This is a genomic window from Pseudomonas khavaziana (assembly GCF_036704165.1).
Taxonomy (GTDB): domain Bacteria; phylum Pseudomonadota; class Gammaproteobacteria; order Pseudomonadales; family Pseudomonadaceae; genus Aquipseudomonas; species Aquipseudomonas khavaziana.
In genome coordinates this window covers 5419816-5439190 of the sequence record NZ_CP129946.1, presented here as the reverse complement: position 1 = coordinate 5439190, position 19375 = coordinate 5419816, and the positions used below count along the sequence as shown (strand labels likewise).

Annotated in this window: 18 protein-coding genes and 1 pseudogene; 14 read left to right on the top strand and 5 right to left on the bottom strand. The window is 61.1% G+C overall.

Going from position 1 to position 19375, the window contains the following annotated elements; all coding sequences use genetic code 11:
- Positions 1–131: 131 nt before the first annotated feature.
- Positions 132–1124 (top strand): AraC family transcriptional regulator, encoded by a 993-nt coding sequence (locus tag QYQ93_RS24410; protein WP_043046750.1) that lies wholly within the window; start codon positions 132–134, stop codon positions 1122–1124.
- Positions 1125–1257: 133 nt separating this feature from the next.
- Here QYQ93_RS24410 and QYQ93_RS24405 read toward each other — a convergent pair whose 3' ends face one another.
- Positions 1258–2133: a LysR family transcriptional regulator gene (locus QYQ93_RS24405; RefSeq protein WP_338475646.1), complete on the bottom strand. Its 876-nt coding sequence runs from the start codon at positions 2131–2133 to the stop codon at positions 1258–1260.
- Positions 2134–2247: 114 nt separating this feature from the next.
- Between QYQ93_RS24405 and QYQ93_RS24400 the strand changes: the two genes are divergently transcribed.
- From QYQ93_RS24400 to catA, 3 genes are read left to right on the top strand one after another with little or no spacing between them, the layout of a single operon-like run.
- On the top strand, positions 2248–3375 hold the full coding sequence (locus QYQ93_RS24400) for a muconate cycloisomerase family protein (RefSeq protein WP_338477293.1): 1128 nt from the start codon (positions 2248–2250) through the stop codon (positions 3373–3375).
- Between the two features lie 12 nt (positions 3376–3387).
- Entirely contained in the window at positions 3388–3678 is a 291-nt protein-coding gene (gene catC, locus QYQ93_RS24395) for a muconolactone Delta-isomerase (protein ID WP_043046752.1), read from the top strand.
- Positions 3679–3721: 43 nt separating this feature from the next.
- Complete coding sequence (catA, locus tag QYQ93_RS24390; protein WP_338475645.1) at positions 3722–4651, top strand: catechol 1,2-dioxygenase; 930 nt, start codon at positions 3722–3724, stop codon at positions 4649–4651.
- A gap of 142 nt (positions 4652–4793) precedes the next feature.
- Here the strand turns inward: catA and QYQ93_RS24385 are convergent, their stop codons facing one another.
- Entirely contained in the window at positions 4794–5267 is a 474-nt protein-coding gene (locus QYQ93_RS24385; RefSeq protein ID WP_003194103.1) for an Lrp/AsnC family transcriptional regulator, read from the bottom strand.
- A 144-nt stretch (positions 5268–5411) separates the two neighbouring features.
- On the opposite strand from QYQ93_RS24385, the gene kynU reads away from it, so the two are divergent.
- Positions 5412–6662 (top strand): kynureninase, encoded by a 1251-nt coding sequence (kynU, locus tag QYQ93_RS24380; RefSeq protein WP_338475644.1) that lies wholly within the window; start codon positions 5412–5414, stop codon positions 6660–6662.
- A 164-nt stretch (positions 6663–6826) separates the two neighbouring features.
- Positions 6827–8233 carry an amino acid permease gene (locus QYQ93_RS24375; RefSeq protein WP_338475643.1) on the top strand — a complete coding sequence of 469 codons (1407 nt, stop codon included), beginning with the start codon at positions 6827–6829 and terminating at the stop codon, positions 8231–8233.
- On the opposite strand, the gene QYQ93_RS24370 is transcribed toward QYQ93_RS24375, so the two are convergent.
- The gene (locus QYQ93_RS24370; protein ID WP_338477291.1) at positions 8179–9069 is read right to left on the bottom strand and encodes a LysR substrate-binding domain-containing protein; all 891 of its coding nucleotides are present in this window, start codon (positions 9067–9069) and stop codon (positions 8179–8181) included. The genes QYQ93_RS24375 and QYQ93_RS24370 overlap by 55 nt on opposite strands.
- An 83-nt stretch (positions 9070–9152) precedes the next feature.
- Here QYQ93_RS24370 and QYQ93_RS24365 point away from each other — a divergent pair, with 83 nt between their 5' ends.
- The 4 genes from QYQ93_RS24365 (at position 9153) to QYQ93_RS24350 (ending at position 13501) form a co-directional block, all read left to right on the top strand.
- Positions 9153–9917, top strand: coding sequence for a sulfite exporter TauE/SafE family protein (locus QYQ93_RS24365; protein ID WP_338475642.1), 765 nt, complete (start codon positions 9153–9155; stop codon positions 9915–9917).
- A gap of 51 nt (positions 9918–9968) precedes the next feature.
- Positions 9969–10865: a LysR family transcriptional regulator gene (locus tag QYQ93_RS24360; RefSeq protein WP_338475640.1), complete on the top strand. Its 897-nt coding sequence runs from the start codon at positions 9969–9971 to the stop codon at positions 10863–10865.
- Positions 10866–10968: 103 nt separating this feature from the next.
- Positions 10969–11862 carry an NAD-dependent epimerase/dehydratase family protein gene (locus QYQ93_RS24355; RefSeq protein ID WP_338475639.1) on the top strand — a complete coding sequence of 298 codons (894 nt, stop codon included), beginning with the start codon at positions 10969–10971 and terminating at the stop codon, positions 11860–11862.
- Positions 11863–12055: 193 nt separating this feature from the next.
- Positions 12056–13501, top strand: a complete 1446-nt coding sequence (locus tag QYQ93_RS24350; protein ID WP_043046759.1) for a SulP family inorganic anion transporter — start codon at positions 12056–12058, stop codon at positions 13499–13501.
- A 141-nt stretch (positions 13502–13642) separates the two neighbouring features.
- Here QYQ93_RS24350 and QYQ93_RS24345 read toward each other — a convergent pair whose 3' ends face one another.
- Complete coding sequence (locus tag QYQ93_RS24345) at positions 13643–14023, bottom strand: lysozyme inhibitor LprI family protein (RefSeq protein WP_043046760.1); 381 nt, start codon at positions 14021–14023, stop codon at positions 13643–13645.
- Positions 14024–14269: 246 nt separating this feature from the next.
- Here QYQ93_RS24345 and QYQ93_RS24340 point away from each other — a divergent pair, with 246 nt between their 5' ends.
- Genes QYQ93_RS24340 through QYQ93_RS24325 form a run of 4 tightly spaced genes read left to right on the top strand, consistent with a single transcriptional unit; the run spans position 14270 to position 18369 of the window.
- Positions 14270–15619: a gluconate:H+ symporter gene (locus tag QYQ93_RS24340; protein WP_068967798.1), complete on the top strand. Its 1350-nt coding sequence runs from the start codon at positions 14270–14272 to the stop codon at positions 15617–15619.
- A 26-nt stretch (positions 15620–15645) separates the two neighbouring features.
- The gene (locus tag QYQ93_RS24335) at positions 15646–16506 is read left to right on the top strand and encodes a MurR/RpiR family transcriptional regulator (RefSeq protein ID WP_043046762.1); all 861 of its coding nucleotides are present in this window, start codon (positions 15646–15648) and stop codon (positions 16504–16506) included.
- Position 16507: 1 nt separating this feature from the next.
- Complete coding sequence (locus QYQ93_RS24330) at positions 16508–17971, top strand: D-aminoacylase (protein ID WP_338475636.1); 1464 nt, start codon at positions 16508–16510, stop codon at positions 17969–17971.
- Between the two features lie 29 nt (positions 17972–18000).
- Entirely contained in the window at positions 18001–18369 is a 369-nt protein-coding gene (locus QYQ93_RS24325; protein WP_043046764.1) for a glyoxalase superfamily protein, read from the top strand.
- A gap of 294 nt (positions 18370–18663) precedes the next feature.
- Here the strand turns inward: QYQ93_RS24325 and QYQ93_RS28645 are convergent.
- Positions 18664–19260 (bottom strand): annotated as a pseudogene (locus QYQ93_RS28645) (methyl-accepting chemotaxis protein); the annotation flags it as partial.
- Positions 19261–19375 lie beyond the last annotated feature (115 nt).

Sequence of the window (19375 nt, the reverse complement as noted above, 5' to 3'; positions counted from 1 at the left end):
CTTTATCCACATAGTCGACCTTTGCTATCCGCCCAGTGGTGACCGCGCTGGCGTGGCTTGGAACTTGCTGTCGATGTTCAACGACGCGCCGCCAGAGCGCGCAAACGCCTAACCGCCGTGGGTGCAGCCCGATGAGTAGCCAGACACGCGATATTCATATCCAACGCTTCGACCTGGAGGGCGCCCGCAGCTGGATGTCCGGCATCTGCGGGCCTCATCGCCTGGCTACGGCGACGCCCGAGCGCTTGCGTTTTCACCACAGTGCCAATGTGTTCAAGTCTCGCGCCACCACCCTGGGCGTTATCGAATACGGCACCGATGTGACTATCGATATCGAAGATGCCGAGCACTTTCGCAGCTACAGCCTGAGCCTGCCATTGGTGGGCGAACAAGAACTGAGCAAGAACGGTGAACGCCTCAGTTCCAACCGCGACCAGGGCGTGATCATTTCCCCCAATGAACATCAGGTGTTGGCGATTTCCGGTGACTGCCGCAAGTTGCAGGTGGTGATTACCCGCGCGGCCATGAGTGAATCGCTGGAAGGTTTGTTGCAACGGCCCATCGACGCACCCCTGCGCTTTGAATCGGTGATGGATGCGGTGGAGGGCGCCCCGGCTGCGTGGTGGCGCATGGCGCGTTACTTCATCGCCGAGCTGGAATGCCGCAGCGAGTTGTACGAGCAGGCGGCGTTCACCCGCGACCTGGAAAGCTCACTGATCAAGGGCCTGATCCTGGCCCAGCCGAATAACTACTCCGAAGAGCTGCGTGACGTGCTGGGGGTAAAACTGCCGCATTACCTGACCCGGGCGCGCCAGTACATCCACGACAACGCCCGCGAAGCCGTGCACCTGGAGGACCTGGAAGCGGCGGCCGGGGTGTCGCGGTTCAAGCTGTTCGATGCGTTTCGCAAGTACTTTGCGCTCTCGCCCATGGCTTATCTGAAGAAGCATCGGCTGGGGGCTGTGCGTCAGGAGATTCTCGAGCAGGGCTCGGTGCGTACCATCTCGGAAATTGCCTTGGGTTGGGGGTTTACCCACTTGGGCAGGTTTTCGGCGGAGTACCGCAAGCTGTTTGATGAGTCGCCCAGTCAGACATTGCAACGCAAGCGCCTGCGCAGCCTTTGAAAACGATGAGGATCAAACTGTGGGAGGGGGCTTGCTCCCGATAGCGGCGTGTCAGCCAGTACATCCATTGACTGACACACCGCTATCGGGAGCAAGCCCCCTCCCACACTGGATTTGTGGTGCATATGGAATCTCAGATCAACTCTTCCACCAGTTGCAGGCAATGACTAAGCCCTGGCGACTGGTCATTCACCCGTCGGCTGAGGATGATTGGAGAAGTCGCCGTGGTCTCCACCACCGGCGTATAGCCGATATCCGCCCGATGCAGCACCTGCACCGACGCCGGTACCAGCGTCACACCCATACCGGCGCCTACCAGGCCAATAGCGGTCTGCAACTCGTTGGTCCACTGCGCCACCTTCAGGCTCAAGCCATGGGCGTCGAACAATGCGATCACATGGTCGGCATAACTGGGGCGCGGGTTGCCGGGGTAGAGCACAAAGGGTTCGGTGGCCAACTGGGCGAGGGTGGCGGGGGCGTCCAGCAAGGGGTGACCACTGGGAAGCACGGCTACCAGGCGATCCTCCACCAATACGCGCTGGACAATGGCCGGGTCGTCGATGCGAATCCGTCCGAAACCCACATCGATGCGCCCGGCCTTGAGCGCTTCGACCTGCTGCAGCGTAGTCATCTCCGACAAGCCCAACTCCAGCTCCAGCGCCTCATGGTTGCGCAGGCGCCGAATCAATTCCGGCAGCACGCCGTACAAGGTCGAAGGTGCAAAGCCGATGCCCAGCCACGTCTTTTCGCCCAGGCCGATGCGCCGGGTGTTGTCGCAGACCTTGCCCAATTGTTCGAGCAACACATTGGCATGCTCATAGAAAAATCGCCCGGCCTCGGTCAGGCGCAAGGGGCGGCTACGCTCCAGCAGAATGACCCCCAGCTCATCCTCCAACTGTTGGATCTGCCGGCTCAAGGGCGGCTGGGCGATGTGCAGGCGTTCGGCGGCGCGGGTGAAGTTGAGGGTCTCGCCCAGCACCTGGAAATAGCGCAGGTGTCGCAGTTCCATATCGGCTCCTTTCATACCTTAAAGGTATTGCTTGAGACCCATTCTATATTGGAGCCCCGCGAAAATACGGCACAGAATCGGCCAAAACTTATAAAGAACCCAATGGGTATTGCCATGCTGACCTGCGCCATCCAGTCGATCGAAACCATCATCGTCGACCTCCCCACCATTCGCCCGCACAAGCTGGCGATGCACACCATGCAAAACCAAACCTTGGTGATCATCCGCCTGCGTTGCGCCGACGGCATCGAAGGTATCGGCGAAGCTACCACCATCGGTGGCCTGAGCTATGGCAACGAGAGCCCCGACAGCATCAAGGTCAACATCGACCGCCATTTCGCGCCGCTGTTGATTGGCCAGGACGCCAACAATATCAACGCCGCCATGTTGCGCTTGGAACGCAGTATTCGCGGCAATACCTTTGCCAAGTCCGGCATCGAAAGCGCCTTGCTCGACGCCCTCGGCAAACGCCGGGGCCTGCCGGTCAGCGAACTGCTCGGCGGGCGTGTACGCGATGCGCTGCCGGTGGCCTGGACCCTGGCCAGCGGGAACACCGAACAAGACATCGGCGAGGCCGAGAAGATGCTCGACCTGCGCCGTCACCGCATTTTCAAGTTGAAGATCGGCGCCGGTGAAATCAGCCGTGACCTGGCCCATGTGATCGCGATCAAGAAGGCCCTAGGCGAGCGTGCCAGTGTGCGTGTCGACGTCAACCAGGCCTGGGATGAAGCCGTGGCCCTGCGGGCGTGCCAAGTGCTTGGCGACAATGGCATAGACTTGATCGAGCAACCGATCTCGCGCAATAACCGCGGCGGTATGGCCCGGCTCAACCTATCGAGCCCAGTGCCGATCATGGCCGATGAGTCCATCGAGTGTGTCGAGGACGCCTTCAACCTGGCCCGCGAAGGTGCGGCCACAGTGTTCGCCCTCAAGATCGCCAAGAACGGCGGCCCCCGTGCCGTGTTGCGCACGGCGGCGATTGCCGAAGCGGCCGGCATTGGCCTGTACGGCGGCACCATGCTCGAAGGTGGCATCGGCACCCTGGCCTCGGCCCATGCATTCCTCACCCTGAACAAACTGGCGTGGGACACCGAGCTGTTCGGCCCGCTGTTGCTGACCGAAGACATTCTCACCGAGCAGCCGGTATACCGCGATTTCCAGCTGCATGTTTCCACTGCGCCGGGCCTGGGCCTGGCGCTCGATGAAGAGCGCCTGGCGTTCTTCCGCCGTGACAAACACTAAGAGGCGCCTGCCATGTTGTTTCACGTAAAGATGACCGTAAACCTGCCCCTCGACATGCACCCCGAGCGCGCCGACAGCCTCAAGGCCGAAGAGAAAGCCCTGGCCCAGCGCCTGCAGCAAGAGGGCAAATGGCGCCACCTGTGGCGCATCGCCGGGCACTACGCCAACTACAGCGTGTTCGATGTCGACAGCGTGCAGGACCTGCACGACCTGCTGATGCAACTGCCGCTGTTTCCCTATATGGCCATCGAAGTGAATGCGCTGTGCCGGCATCCGTCGTCGATCCATGCAGACGACCGCTAAGCGCCTTTTAAAAAGCTAATAATGACAAGATGAGGAATGCACCATGACCATCCGCCTATCCCAGACTGCTCGCGCCCAACGGTTTCTCGAAGAAGCCAGCGGTAACCTCAATGACGCCGGCAACCCGCGCGCCAAGGCGCTGATGTACCGGCTCCTGCGCGACACCGTGAACATCATCGAAGACCTGGAAGTGACCCCGGAAGAATTCTGGAAGGCGGTCAACTACCTCAATGAACTGGGCAAAAACCAGGAAGCCGGCCTGCTCGCCGCAGGCTTGGGCCTGGAGCATTACCTCGACCTGCTGATGGACGCCGCCGATGAACAGGCCGGCAAGTCCGGTGGCACACCGCGCACCATCGAAGGCCCGTTGTACGTAGCCGGCGCGCCGTTGTCGAAGTACGAAGCGCGGTTGGATGATGGCCAGGATGACGCGGTGCCGTTGTTTATGCGCGGGCAAGTGCGCGATACCCATGGAAAGCCACTGGCGGGGGCGATTGTCGATGTATGGCAGGCCAATACGGGCGGTACTTATTCATGGTTCGATCCGACTCAGTCGGCATTCAACCTGCGCCGACGCATCGAGACCGACGCCCAGGGCAATTACCGTTTTCGCAGCATCGTGCCCTCCGGCTATGGCTGCCCGCCCACCGGGCCGACGCAGCAATTGCTCGACCAACTGGGGCGCCATGGACAACGCCCTGCGCATATCCACTTCTTCATCTCGGCGCCCGGGCACCGGCATCTGACCACGCAGATCAACCTGTCCGATGACCCGTACCTGCATGATGACTTTGCCTATGCCACGCGCGATGAACTGATTGCCGAGATTCGCTTCAGTGACGATCCGCAGCTGGCACGGGAGTTTGGTGTGCAAGGGCGGTTTGCGCAGATTGATTTTGATTTTGAGTTGCAGCCTGCGGCGGCACCGGTAGAGCAGCAGCGCATGCAGCGAGTCCGTGCCCTGGAAGACTGATCAACGCGGTCAAAATGTGGGAGGGGCGGTGCGACGATTCGACTTGCTCCCGATAGCAGTGGGTCAGTGAGTAAATAGGTGACTGACACTCTGGCATCGGGAGCAAGCCCCCTCCCACATTTTTTTATTTGTGGTGTTGGTGCTATTTGCGCAGGACCAGATCCAACACCTCATCCCGGTCCTTGATCTTCTGCAGCACAATCTCCGACCTGATATCCATCACCCCCGCCGTGCGGTTCAGGTGGTTCACGATAAAGTCCGAAAAATGCTTGAGGTTGCGCGCCTGCACCCGCAGCACATAGTTGCTGGCGCCGGTGATCACATAGGCGCTTGCCACCTCCGGCCAGCCTTGGACCTTCTTGATAAAGGTCTCATGCCAGTCTTCTACATCCTGGCGCAACGACAGGTGCACGATCGCCTCCAGCTCGATCCCCAACTGCTCGGCATTCAACACTGCGCGGTAGCCGCTGATGATTCCCTCGCTCTCCAACAGGCGCAAACGGCGCAGACAGGCAGAGGGCGAAAGCGCGACTTTTTCCGCCAGTTCCTGGTTGCTGATACGGCCATCCTGTTGCAGGAAATGCAGGAGGCGCAGGTCGGTAGCGTCGAGAATCATGCTTAGAATAAATCCGCGTGTTTAGAGGTTAAATTCGAATTTCCTACAGCTTAATTAGCCTGTTACCCACCACTTTGCACGAAAATTCTCTAAAACTTCGTTCATTATTTGCTGCATCTTCACTGATAAAAACCAGGACGACCCATGACCACTCGAAGCCATTGCCACGCCCTCGACGCCCAGGACCCGTTGGCGCCACTGCGCGCCCAGTTCGCCTTGCCCGAGGGGGTGATCTACCTCGACGGCAACTCCCTCGGCGCCCGCCCGGTGGCGTCGCTGGAGCGGGCCCGGCAGGTGATTGCCGAGGAGTGGGGCACTGGCTTGATCCGCAGCTGGAACAGCGCCGGCTGGGCGGATTTGTCCCTGCGCCTGGGTAATCGCCTGGCGCCATTGATCGGTGCGCGGGACGGTGAAGTGGTGATCACCGATACCACCTCGATCAACCTGTTCAAGGTGCTCAGTGCGGCGTTGAGTGTGCAGCGCCAACGTGCGCCTGCGCGCAAGGTGATCGTCAGTGAGGCGAGCAACTTTCCCACCGATCTGTATATCGCGCAGGGCTTGGCGCAATTGCTGCAACAGGGTTATTCCCTGCGGTTGGTCAACAGCCCCGACGAGCTGCCGCAGGCAATCGATCAGGACGTGGCGGTGGTGATGCTTACCCACGTCAACTACAAGACCGGCTACATGTACGACATGCAGGCGCTTACCGCCTTGAGCCACGAGTGCGGCGCGCTGAGCATCTGGGACCTGGCGCATTCGGCGGGCGCGGTGCCGGTCGACCTGCATCGGGCCGGCGCTGATTATGCGATCGGCTGCACCTACAAATACCTCAACGGCGGCCCGGGCTCCCAGGCGTTCGTGTGGGTCCACCCGGCGTTGGTGGACTTGGTGCGCCAGCCGTTGTCGGGCTGGTTCGGGCACACCCGGCAGTTCGCCATGGAATCCACCTACGCACCCAGCACCGGCATTGCGCGCTACCTGTGCGGCACCCAGCCGATCACCTCGTTGGCCATGGTGGAGTGCGGCCTGGAGATTTTTGCCCAGACCGATATGGCCAGCCTGCGAACTAAATCCCTGGCACTGACCGACCTGTTTATTACGCTGGTCGAAAGCCGTTGCGCCGCCCATGGCCTGACCCTGGTCACCCCGCGCGAACACGCCCGGCGTGGCAGCCACGTCAGTTTCGAACACCCCGAAGGTTACGCGGTGATCCAGGCCCTGATCGCCCGGGGCGTGATCGGTGATTACCGTGAACCGCGGATCATGCGCTTTGGTTTCACGCCGTTGTACACAAGCTTTACCGAGGTGTGGGACGCCGTGGAAATTCTCGGTGAAATTCTCGACAACGCCACCTGGGATCAGCCGCAATTCAAAGTCCGAAACAGCGTTACCTGACAACAGCGTAACCCATTGTAGGAGCGAGCTTGCTCGCGAAGATCGTCAACGATAACGCGCGAATTCTGAATGCACGCGGCGTTCTCAGGTTTTTCGCGAGCAAGCTCGCTCCTACAGAAAACCAGCGCTTGCTGTGTAATCACAATAATAAAAGGGGCACTCCAGTGACCACGCCAGACAACGGCTTTGCAGAGATCACCCAACGTGAACTGGGCCTGAGGCGCCAGCTCACTTCCGGCCAGATGAGCATGATCGCCATCGGTGGTGCCATCGGTACCGGGCTGTTCATGGGCAGCGCCTATGCCATCGGCTATGCCGGGCCGAGCGTACTGGTGAGCTACGCCATCGGCGCATTGATCACCTTGCTGCTGATGGGCTGCCTGGCGGAGATGACGGTGGCCCATTCCACCTCCGGCTCCTTTGGCGCCTATGCCGAGTTCTACATCAGCCCACTGGCCGGCTTCCTGGTGCGCTATGCCTACTGGGCGGCGATTGTGCTGGCCGTAGGCGCCGAGGTCACGGCGGTGGCGATGTACATGAAGTACTGGTTTGCCAACGTGCCGGAGTGGGTGTGGATCGTGTCGTTTTCCAGCGTGCTGATCCTGCTCAATGCCATCAGCGTGAAGACCTTCGGTAACTTCGAATACTGGTTCTCGACGATCAAGATCAGCGCCATCGTCGGTTTCATCATCCTCGCCGTGTATGTGGTGTTCGGCTCCGGCAATCCCGACTACGGGGTGCAGAACTACACGGCCCATGACGGGTTTTTTCCCCATGGCTTGAGCGGCATGTGGATCGCGGTGATTGTGTCGATCTTCAGCTACCTCAGCGTCGAGATGATCGCCGTGGCCGCCGGTGAAGCCGCCGATCCGGAACAGGCGGTGAAGAAAGCCTTTCGCGCCACCATCGTGCGCCTGGTGGTGTTCTATCTGCTGACCCTGGCGCTGATGCTCGCCATCGTGCCGTGGAACCAGGCGGGCCAGACCCAGAGCCCATTCGTCACGGTGATGCAGACCATCGGCATTCCCGGCGCCACCGGGGTGATGAACTTCGTGATCCTGATCGCGGCGCTGTCGGCGATGAACAGCCAGCTGTACATCACCACGCGCATGATGTTCAGCCTGTCTCGCGCAGGCTTTGCGCCCAAGGTCATGGGCGCTTTGAGCAAGAGCGGAATCCCGCTCAATGCCCTGTTGCTGTCCAGCTCGGGCATCGCCCTGGCGACCTTGCTTAACGTGGTGTACCCGGAAAGCTCGTTCACCCTGATGATGGCGATCTCGATGTTTGGCGCGATCTTCACCTGGTTCATGATCTTCCTCACGCACCTGTTCTTCCGCCGCTATCGCAAGCGCCATGGCGGGGCGAAGTTGTCATTCCAACTGCGCTTGTTTCCCTACAGTACCTTGCTGGGGCTGGTGCTGATGGGGGCGGTGATGATCACCACCTATTTCACCGAGGCGTTCAAGATGACCCTGGTGTTTGGCGTGCCGTTCCTGCTGATACTGTCGGCGGTGTATTACGGGGTTTTCCGCAAGGGCAGGGCCAAGGCCACGAACAAAGCTCTGGCGTAACCCGGCAGTTGTTCGAAGTCGCGTGCGCATAACAGCAGCTTGCGACAGGCCCACTCTTCGTGCAGGGGGTGGGCCTTGAAGCGGCGCTCCGACGGCCAGCGTTGCAGGGCAGCCTGAGGCACGATGCCCAGGCCGGCGCCGCCGGCAACCATGCGAATCAAGCCATCAAATCCGTCTGCGCGGATGCGGGTTTGCAGACGAAAGCCTGCGTGCAATGCCTGCTCCTCCAGATACACCGCCAGCGCACTGTTGGCCGCCAAGCCTACGTAGTCGTACTGCAAGCTGTCGATGAAACTGGCTGTGGTCAGCGGATGATCAAGGGGCACGATCAGCACCAACGGATCATCGCGAAACGGCAAGGTTTGCAAGCCGTGGGTGTCCACCGCATCGGAAATAATTCCCAGGTCGGCTGTGCCCTGGCGCAAGGCTTGGGTAATGCGCAGGCTGGGCAGTTCCTGCAAGTCGATATCGAGGTTGGGGTATTCACGCAGAAAGCCGGCGAGCAGTTCAGGCAGGTATTCACTGAGAGCGGTGGTGTTGCACAACAGGCGGACCTGGCCTTTGACGCCATTGGCGTATTCGGCCAGGTCCTGTCGCAGGTGTTCGGCCTGCTGCAGCAGCAGGCGAGCGTGCCGGGCCAAGGCTTTGCCCGCAGGGGTTGGGGTGACGCCACGGCGGCCACGGTCGAGAAACGCGATGCCCAGTGAAGACTCCATCGCCCGGATGCGTGCGCTGGCGGCAGCCAGGGACAAATGACTGCGAGCCGCGCCAGCGGTGATATTGCCGGTATCGAGGATGTGCAGGTAGAGGCGCAGGTCGATCAGATCAAAGTGCATGGCGTCAGCCTCAGGCAAATCAAGAGTCAGGCTCAGTATATGGCGAATTTTCGAATTCATCGAAAGCTCCCACAATGACGCGCATGAATACCTTTCTCGCGTTCTATCAAAACCTTGGTCCTGCCTTGACGTTGCTGGTGATCGGCACCTTCCTGCTGGCCGGCACGGTCAAGGGCATCATTGGCCTGGGCCTGCCCACCGTGGCCATGGGCATGCTCGGCCTGGCTATGTTGCCGGCGCAGGCTGCAGCCTTGCTGATCATTCCTTCGACAGTGACCAACCTCTGGCAACTGGCGTTTGGCGGCCATTTGAACGCCTTGGTCAAACGCTTGTGGCCGATGCTGTTGTTGATTTTCCTCGGCACCGGGCTTGGCAGCGTGTGGCTGGGCATGGGGGGCGGGCCTTGGGTGGTGCGTGGGTTGGGTGCGGCGTTGCTGATGTATGCGTTGAGCGGGCTGTTCCTGCCGACATTGCGGGTAGACCCGGCCACCGAGCATTGGCTGGGGCCGTTGTGCGGCGCCGTCACTGGCCTTATCACCTCGGCGACCGGCGTGTTCGTGATTCCCGCTGTGCCCTATCTGCAAGCCTTGGGTTTGAATCGCGATCAGTTGGTGCAGGCACTGGGCCTGTCGTTCAGCGTATCGACCCTGGCGCTCGCCGCAGGCCTGGCGTGGCGGGGCGCCTTGGGCGGCGGTGAGATCAGCGCTTCAATGTTGGCACTGCTGCCGGCGCTGCTGGGCATGTGGCTGGGCCAGGCGCTGCGCCAGCGCATCAGCGCAGTGTTGTTCAAGCGCGTTTTCTTTATCGGCATGGCGCTGTTGGGGACCCACCTGTTGATCAGTGGCTGAGTCGCCAACCGCTCGGTGTAAGCTGCGCTGAACCGATTACGAGGAGCGCCTGTGAAAGCCCGGTCCGATGAGCTACAGATTTTCGTCAGCGTGATTGAGTGCGGTTCGATTTCCGCCGCGGCGGAGCAGGTCGGACAGACCCCTTCGGCAGTCAGTCGCACCTTGTCGCGCCTGGAGGCCAAGCTCGACACCACCCTGATCAACCGCACCACCCGGCGCATGGACCTGACCGAAGAGGGCAAGTACTTCTTCGAGCAGGCCAAGGTGATCCTGGCACAGATGGATGAGCTGGAAGAGCGCCTGTCGTCGCGCCAGAAAAAACCGGCCGGCCGCCTGCGTATCAACGCGGCCGTGCCGTTCATGCTGCACGGGATCGTGCCGTACATCGCCGAATTCCGCAGCCTCTACCCGGATATCCAGCTGGAGCTCAACAGCGATGACCTGATCATCGACCTGCTCGAGCAAAGTACCGACATCGCCATTCGCATCGGCGCCCTGGCCGATTCGACCCTGCATGCGCGTTTCCTGGGTTCGACCCCGCTGCATATCCTTGCCAGCCCCGACTATCTCAAGCGGTACGGCACGCCGACGACGGTCGCCGAGTTGGCCAGTCACACACTGCTTGGCTTCACCCACACCGAAACCCTCAACCACTGGCCGCTGCGCCATGTGGACGGTGATCGCTGGCTGATCCAGCCCAGCGTCAGCGCCTCCAGTGGCGAAACGGTGCGGCAATTAGCGCTGGAGGGGCAGGGCATTTGCTGCCTGTCGAACTTCATGACTATCGACGACATCGACACCGGGCGCCTGGTGCCGATGCTGGAGGCGTTCAACAGCGGCTATCGCCAGCCCATCCACGCGGTGTTCTACCGCAACTCGCAATTGGCGTTGCGCATCCAGTGTTTCCTGGATTTTATTCAGGCCAAACTGGCGCGGTATGCCCGCTGATTCGTGATCTGCACGCAAGAGTGAATTGGGCGATACGGGCTTATTCGGCTGGGAAGGGTGCTTGATACTGGCCCCATCACTTACCCAGTCAGGAGCAATCTCCATGAATGTATTCGTTACCGGCGCCGCAGGGTTTATCGGCGGTTCCATCGCCACCGGTCTGGTCAAGGCCGGCCACCACGTCATCGGCCTGGTGCGCAGCGTCGAGCAAGCTGCCGAGATGACTGCCCTGGGCATCACCCCGGTGATCGGCACCCTTGACGACGCCGCCGTGTTGACCGAGCAGGCGCACAAGGCCGATGCAGTGATCAACGCTGCCAGCAGCGACCATCGCGCCGCCGTGGAAATCCTGCTGGCCGCGTTGAAAGGCTCGAACAAGCCGTTCCTGCACACCAGCGGTTCGAGCATTGTCGGCGATGCGTCGGGCGGCAAGGCCAGCGATGTCATCTACTTCGAAGACAACCTGCCGGAGCCGACCGTCGACAAGGCTGCGCGCGTGGCGATCGACAACCTGATCCTCGCGGCCGCCAACGACGGCGTCAATTCGGCGGTGATCTGCAACACCCTGATCTACGGCCACAGCCTGGGCGTGAAGCGTGACAGCGTGCAATTGCCGCGCTTGCTCAAGCAGGCGCGCAAAAGTGGTGTGGTGCGCCATGTGGGCTCGGGGCAGAACATCTGGTCCAACGTGCATATCGAAGACGTGGTGGCCCTGTACCAGCTGGCGCTGACCAAAAACGTGCCCGGCACGTTCTATTTTGTGGAGAGCGGCGAAGCAGCGTTTATCGACATGACCAAGGCCATTGCCCAAGCACTGAACCTGAGTGAGCCGCAGGATTGGCCATTGGCCGAGGCTGAGGCCGAATGGGGTTATGAAATGGCCAACTACGGGCTGGGTTCCAACAGCCGGGTGCGTGGCAAGCATGCCCGTGAGTTGCTGGGCTGGTTGCCCAAGCGTACGTCGGTGGTGGAGTGGATTCGCGACGAGATGGTCTGATTCGCTTGAGGCCTGGGTGTAGCTATCGGGAGCAAGCCCCCTCCCACATTTGACCGATTTCCAACTTTGGAATGCATTCAAGTGTGGGAGGGGGCTTGCTCCCGATTGGGGCCACTCAGTTCTGGAGGCTAGCCCCACCCGCCGCAATTCCGTACCATTCCCCGCCTTATCTCCCGCAACTCCTTGGTACTCCATGAAATTCACCCGTCTGCGCGCCGATGCCCTGGCCGGCCTCACCACGTCTTTCGCGCTGCTGCCAGAATGCATCGCCTTTGCCCTGGTGGCGCACCTCAACCCGCTGATGGGGCTCTACGGCGCCTTTATCATCTGCACCCTGACTGCGTTGTTCGGCGGTCGCCCGGGCATGGTCTCGGGCGCGGCCGGTTCGATGGCGGTGGTGATCGTCGCGCTGGTGGTGCAACACGGGGTGGAGTATCTGCTGGCGACGGTGCTGCTGGGCGGGCTGATCATGGTCGCGTTCGGCCTGCTGCGCCTGGGCAAGCTGGTACGCATGGTGCCGCACTCGGTGATGCTCGGTTTCGTCAACGGCCTGGCGATCATCATTGCGCTGGCTCAACTCGAGCATTTCAAGAGCGGCGAACACTGGCTCAGTGGCACGCCGTTGTATGTGATGACCGGCCTGGTGGTGGTGACCATGGCGATTGTCTACCTGCTGCCGCGCTTGACCCGTGCCGTGCCCCCCGCGCTGGTGGCGATCCTGGGGGTTGGCCTGGCGGTCTACCTGCTTGGCCTGCCGACCCGCACCTTGGGCGATATGGCGCATATCGCCGGTGGCTTGCCAACCTTCGCCCTGCCGCAGATCCCCTGGACCCTGGAAACCCTCGGCATCATCGCGCCCTACGCGTTCCTGATGGCGATGGTCGGTCTGTTGGAAACCCTGCTGACCCTCAACCTCACCGATGAAATCACCGAGACCCGTGGCTACCCCGACCGCGAAAGCGTGGCCCTGGGCGCAGCGAACATGGTTTCGGGCCTGTTCGGTGGCATGGGTGGTTGCGCGATGATCGGGCAAACCGTGATCAACCTCAGCTCCGGCGGGCGCGGGCGTTTCTCCGGGGTATTTGCCGGGGTAATGATCCTGTTGTTCATTCTGTTTCTGTCACCGCTGATCGAGCGAATTCCGCTGGCGGCGCTGGTGGGCGTGATGTTCGTGGTGTCGCAGCAGACCTTCGCCTGGGCGTCGCTGCGGGTGATCAACAAGGTGCCGCTCAATGACGTGCTGGTGATCATGGCGGTGACGATCATCACGGTGTTTACCGACCTGGCCACCGCGGTGTTGTGCGGTATCGTCATCGCGGCGCTGAACTTCGCCTGGCAGCAGGCACGGGAGCTGTACGCGGATGAACACCTGGAGGCTGACGGCAGCAAGCTTTACCGCCTGCATGGCACCTTGTTCTTTGCCTCGACCACGCCGTTCCTGAATCAATTCGACCCGGCCAACGACCCGGCCCAGGTCACGCTGGATTGCCGTCACCTGAGCTTTGTCGACTATTCGGCGATTGCCGCGCTGATGACCCTGCGTGAACGCTACTCCAAGGCCGGCAAGCACCTGCGGGTGCTGCATTTATCCGAGCGCTGCAAGAAGCTGCTCAAGCGTGCGAAGGTTCACCACGACTGAACACCTGCCTCTGTAGGAGCGAGCTTGCTCGCGAAAATCGCCGACGATGACGCGGCCCTGCTGACTCTACGCGGCGTTCTCGAGTTTTTCGCGAGCAAGAACTAGGCGTCCCCCTCGCTCCTACAGGTGACAGGGTAGTTATTAGGGCCCGACCAGGTCTTCGAGCTCCTGGGCGCGGGTCTGGGTCATGTCCAGCACGCAGCCGGAACCGTTCACCTGATCAATAGTGCCGCCGGTGGCACTGCCGGCAAAGGCGCAATTGGCATCGCGGTACTTGATCCACAGGCGCTGCACATCTTGCAGTTGCTGCTTGCGCGCGCCGTCCTGGGCGGCGATAGCGGTCTTGTAGGCACGGTTCAGGCGTTCGTCCTGCACCTTGGTTTGCTTGGCGTTGCAGTTGACCATGTCCACCGTGGTGTTGGCGCTGTCCATGCATTTCTTCAATGCGGCATTGTCAGCGGCAAATGCGCTGCCGCATAGGGACAGAAGCAGGGCGCTGGCGGCGATTGTGGTGCGAATCATGAGCGGTTTCCTGAACAGAGTGAGGGCGCATTCTATGACTCGAGGGCGGCGCTTGAGTTTCCGACATCCTCTGATCTTCATGTAAGAACACACCCCGAATTTTCATGGGCTGGCGCTGGACATATCCCCAAGCGACAGCGCTTATCCGTGGGCGAAAATTACTTTCATAAAAATTGAAAATGCTCTTCGGTAATGATTTATGAGTTTCACAACCAATTCGACGTGACCCTTTCCGAGGAGTACCGCATGGCCGCATCACCGGGCTTCGGGCTATTGGCATACGCTGCCATTGCCATCATTGCATTGATCGTGCTGATTGCACGTTACCGACTCAATCCGTTTATTGTCATCACCCTGGTGTCTATCGGCCTGGCGCTGATGGCCGGCATGCCGGCCGATACCATCATGGGGTCCTATGAGGCGGGCGTGGGTAAAACCCTGGGGCACATCGCTCTGGTGGTGGCGCTGGGCACCATGCTCGGCAAGATGATGGCCGAATCCGGTGGCGCCGAGCAGGTGGCGCGCACGCTGATCAACCGCTTCGGTGAGCGCAATGCCCACTGGGCGATGGTGTGCATTGCGTTCCTGGTGGGGCTGCCGCTGTTTTTCGAGGTCGGGTTTGTGCTGCTGGTGCCGATCGCCTTTACCGTGGCGCGGCGCGTGGGCGTATCGATCCTGATGGTCGGCCTGCCGATGGTCGCCGGCCTGTCGGTGGTGCATGCGCTGGTGCCGCCGCACCCGGCGGCGATGATGGCGGTGCTGGCCTACAACGCTTCGGTCGGCCAGACAGTGCTGTATGCGATTTTGATCGGTATCCCCACGGCGATCATCGCCGGCCCCGTCTATGCCAAGTTCATTGTGCCGCATATCCACCTGCCGGCGGAAAACCCGTTGGAGCGCCAGTTCATCGAGCGCGAACCGCGTACCCGCCTGCCCAGCTTCGCGTTGACCATGGGCACCATCCTGTTGCCGGTGGTGCTGATGATGATCGGTGGTTGGGCTAACGTGATTTCCACTCCAGGCACCGGCTTCAACCAGTTCCTGCTGTTTATCGGCAACTCGGTGATCGCCCTGCTGGTGGCGACCCTGGTGAGCTTCTGGACCCTGGGCCTGGCCCAGGGCTTCAACCGTGAGTCGATTCTCAAGTTCACCAACGAATGCCTGGCACCGACGGCCAGTATCACCTTGCTGGTGGGGGCGGGCGGTGGTTTGAATCGCATTCTGGTGGACGCCGGGGTGACCAATGAAATCCTCGGCCTGGCCCATGCGTTCCACTTGTCGCCGCTGGTGATGGGCTGGCTGTTCGCCGCCCTGATGCGTATCGCCACCGGCTCGGCCACGGTCGCCATGACCACTGCGTCCGGCGTAGTCGCTCCCGTCGCCCTGGGCCTGGGTTATCCACACCCCGAATTGCTGGTACTGGCGACCGGCGCGGGTTCGGTGATCTTTTCCCACGTTAATGACGGCGGCTTCTGGCTGATCAAGGAATACTTCAATATGACAGTGATCCAGACTTTCAAGACCTGGACCGTGCTGGAGACCCTGATATCGCTGGTCGCCTTCGGTCTCACCTACGGCCTGTCACTGGTTTTATGAGCCTCATCCTGTAACCCGGAGCCCCCATGGACATCCTTTACCAGATCCGCGCCCGCCAGGACTCTTTCAGCGCCGGCGAAGGGCGTATCGCCAAGCTGATGCTTGAGGATGTGGGCTTTGCCGCCTCGGCCAGCCTGGAAGCATTGTCCCAGCGGGCCGAGGTCAGTACCGCCACCTTGTCACGCTTTGCCCGTAGCGTCGGCTGCCGCGACTTGCGCGATTTGCGCCTGCAATTGGCCCAGGCCAGTGGTGTGGGCAGCCGCTTTCTGGACCCTGCGGGGTTGCCGGAACAATCGGCGTTTCATCGGCAGATCCTCGGCGATATCGAGGCGACGCTGCGTCAGCACCTGTCGGGGTTCAATCAACACAGTTTCGTCGATGCGGTCAAGCTGTTGGGCAAGGCGCGGATGATCCATGCATTCGGCATGGGCGGCCCGTCAAGCCTGTGCAGTGATGAATTGCAGGTACGGCTGGTGCGGCTGGGCTATTCGATTGCCGCCAGCCATGACCCGGTGATGATGCGGGTCACGGCGGCCACCCTGGGACCGGAGCACGCGTTGATCGTCTGTTCCCTCACTGGGCTGACCCCCGAGTTATTGGAGGTGGTGCAGCTGGCGCGCAGCTACGACGCCCGCATCGTCGCCATCACGCTTGCCGATTCGCCCCTGGCGCAGTTGGCGGATGTGTTGCTGCCGCTGCAACCGGCGGAAACCAGTTTTATCTACAAGCCCACCGCAGCCCGCTACGGCATGCTGCTGGCCATCGACCTGCTCGCCACCGAGCTGGCGCTGGCCCTGCCGGACGACAACCAGGAGCGCCTGCGCCGGATCAAACTGGCCCTGGACGATTACCGCGGCGGCCCTGACAGCCTGCCGCTTGGAGACTGATATGAAGTACGACACGCTGATTCGCCAGGCGCTGATCATCGATGGCAGCAACACCCCGGGTTATCTCGCCGATGTGGGATTGCACGGTGGCCGAATCCAGACGATTGGCGACTTATCCACAGCCAAGGCCGAGCATGTTATCGAGGCCCATGGCCGCGTATTGGCACCGGGTTTTATCGACGTGCACACCCACGATGACACCGTGGTGATCCGCCACCCACAGATGCTGCCCAAGCTCAGCCAGGGCGTGACCACGGTGATTGTCGGCAACTGTGGAATCAGTGCCTCGCCGGTGAGTTTGCGTGGTGCCCCGCCAGACCCGATGAACTTGCTGGGCGGCCGTGAGGCGTTCTGCTATCCGCGGTTCAGCGACTATCGCAATGCAGTGCAGGACGCCCATCCGGCGGTAAACGTCGCCGCGTTAATCGGCCACACGGCGTTACGCAGCAATCATATGGATGACCTGTACCGTACTGCCTCGCCCGGTGAAATCACGGCGATGCGTGTACAGCTGCAAGAGAGCCTGGAAGCCGGTGCCCTGGGCTTATCCACAGGCTTGGCCTACGCCAGCGCGTTCAATGCCGAAACCGATGAAGTGTTGCAGCTCACCGAAGAGTTGACGGCCTACGGTGCGATGTACACCACCCACTTACGCAGCGAATTCGAGCCGGTACTGGAGGCGATGGAGGAGGCGTTTCTGATCGGCCGTCATGCCAAGGTGCCGGTGATTATTTCCCATCTTAAATGCGCCGGTGCTGGTAATTGGGGGCGTAGTCCGCAGTTGTTGGCGTCACTGGAAGCCGCGGCGAAAAACCATCCGGTGGGCTGTGATTGCTATCCCTATGCCGCCAGCTCCTCGACCCTGGACCTCAAGCAAGTCACTGACGCGTTCCGGATCACCATCACCTGGTCGACGCCGCACCCCGAAATGGGTGGGCGTGATTTGCAGGCTATCGCTGCCGAGTGGGGCGTTTCGCTAATGGACGCTGCCCGTCGCCTGCAACCGGCGGGGGCGGTGTACTACGGGATGGACGAAGACGATGTGCGGCGCATCCTCGCCCATCCGTTGTCGATGGTGGGCTCCGATGGTTTGCCCGAAGACCCGTTCCCCCACCCGCGTTTGTGGGGCGCATTTCCACGGGTGCTGGGGCACTTCAGCCGCGATGTCGGCTTGTTCCCGTTGCACACGGCGGTGCACAAGATGACTGGCCTTTCGGCAGCGCGCTTTGGCTTATCCGAGCGTGGCGAAATCCGCGAAGGGTACTGGGCTGACCTGGTGTTGTTCGATCCGTTGCGGGTGCGTGATGTGGCGGACTTCAAGGCACCGCAGCGCGCAGCAGAGGGGATTGATGGCGTGTGGGTCAACGGCGTACTGAGCTACAGCGATGGGCAGGCCAACGGCCAGCGGCCAGGACGATTCCTGGCGCGCAGTGGGGATTTGCGTGACGGGTTTTCGTCTCTATAGTGGGCGTTCTCATACACGGAGCGGTTGCAATGCACTTAGGAAAAGTCACCCCCATACTGCGGATTTTCGACGAGACCAAGGCGTTGGAGTTCTACGTCGACTTCCTGGGGTTCAAGGTCGATTGGCAGCATCGGTTCGAGGCGAATTTTCCGTTGTACCTGCAAGTGTCGCTGGGCGAATGCGTGCTGCATTTGTCCGAGCACCATGGCGATGCTTCGCCGGGGGCGACGGTGCGGATTCAGGCGACAGAAGTGGACGCGTATCAGCAGCAGTTGCTGGCCAAAGATTACCGTTATGCCAAGCCCGGGGTTGAGGAAACGCCTTGGGGCTCGCGGGAGATGAGCATCAGTGATCCGTTTGGGAATCGGCTGGTGTTTGCCGAGGACAGCGAGGGCTGATGGGTAAATGGCAGGCAATAAAAAACCGCCTTAGTAGGGCGGTTTTTTATTGCAAACCCAGTGAGTGGCTGAGGTTTGCTATCTCAAAGGACGCATTGACCCGCGTCCAAAGGCTCACGTGTTCCGGTAAGTGCGCTGGAGGTAAGGCCCAACTCAAGGAGGGCCGAGTATGTCTAAGTTTGCACCTGTGGCGAGGGAGCTTGCTCCCGTTGGACTGCGTAGCAGGCCGGTTTTTTGGGGGCGCTTCGCGCCCCAAGCGGGAGCAAGCTCCCTCGCCACGGTGGTTGGGGGTGTCTACACCCGGAAATGACTGACCATCTGCTGCAACTGGCTACCCAGCCGAGCCAGTTCCACACTCGACTTGGCTGTCTCATCACTGGCCGTCGCCGTCTGCTCAGACACATCCCGCACATTCACGATACTGCGGCTGATCTCTTCCGCTACGGCGCTCTGCTGCTCGGCGGCCGCTGCAATCTGCTGGTTCATCGACTGGATATTCGACACCGTACGGGTGATGTTTTCCAGTGACACGCCGGCCTTGCGCGTCAGTTCGACACTGCTGTCGGTGAGGCTGCGGCTGTTGTTCATCACGTTGGCTACTTGCTGGGTGCCGTTCTGCAAGCCGGCCACCAGGCCTTCGATTTCTTCGGTGGATTTCTGCGTACGCTGGGCCAGGCCACGCACTTCGTCGGCGACCACGGCAAAGCCACGGCCGGCTTCACCGGCACGTGCAGCTTCAATAGCTGCGTTGAGGGCCAGCAGGTTGGTTTGTTCGGCCACTGCCTTGATCACGTCCATCACGCTGCCGATCTTGTTGCTCTCTTGCTGCAGGTGCGTCATGGCGTCGGTGGAGCGCGCCACTTCGGCGGCCAGGCGTTCGATCTGGGCGATGGCTTCGGCCACCACCTTGTCGCCTTCACGGGCCTGGCCGTCGGCGTCGGAAGCCGCCTGGGAAGCCTGCTCGGCATTGCGCGCGACCTCCTGCACGGTGGCGGTCATTTCATGC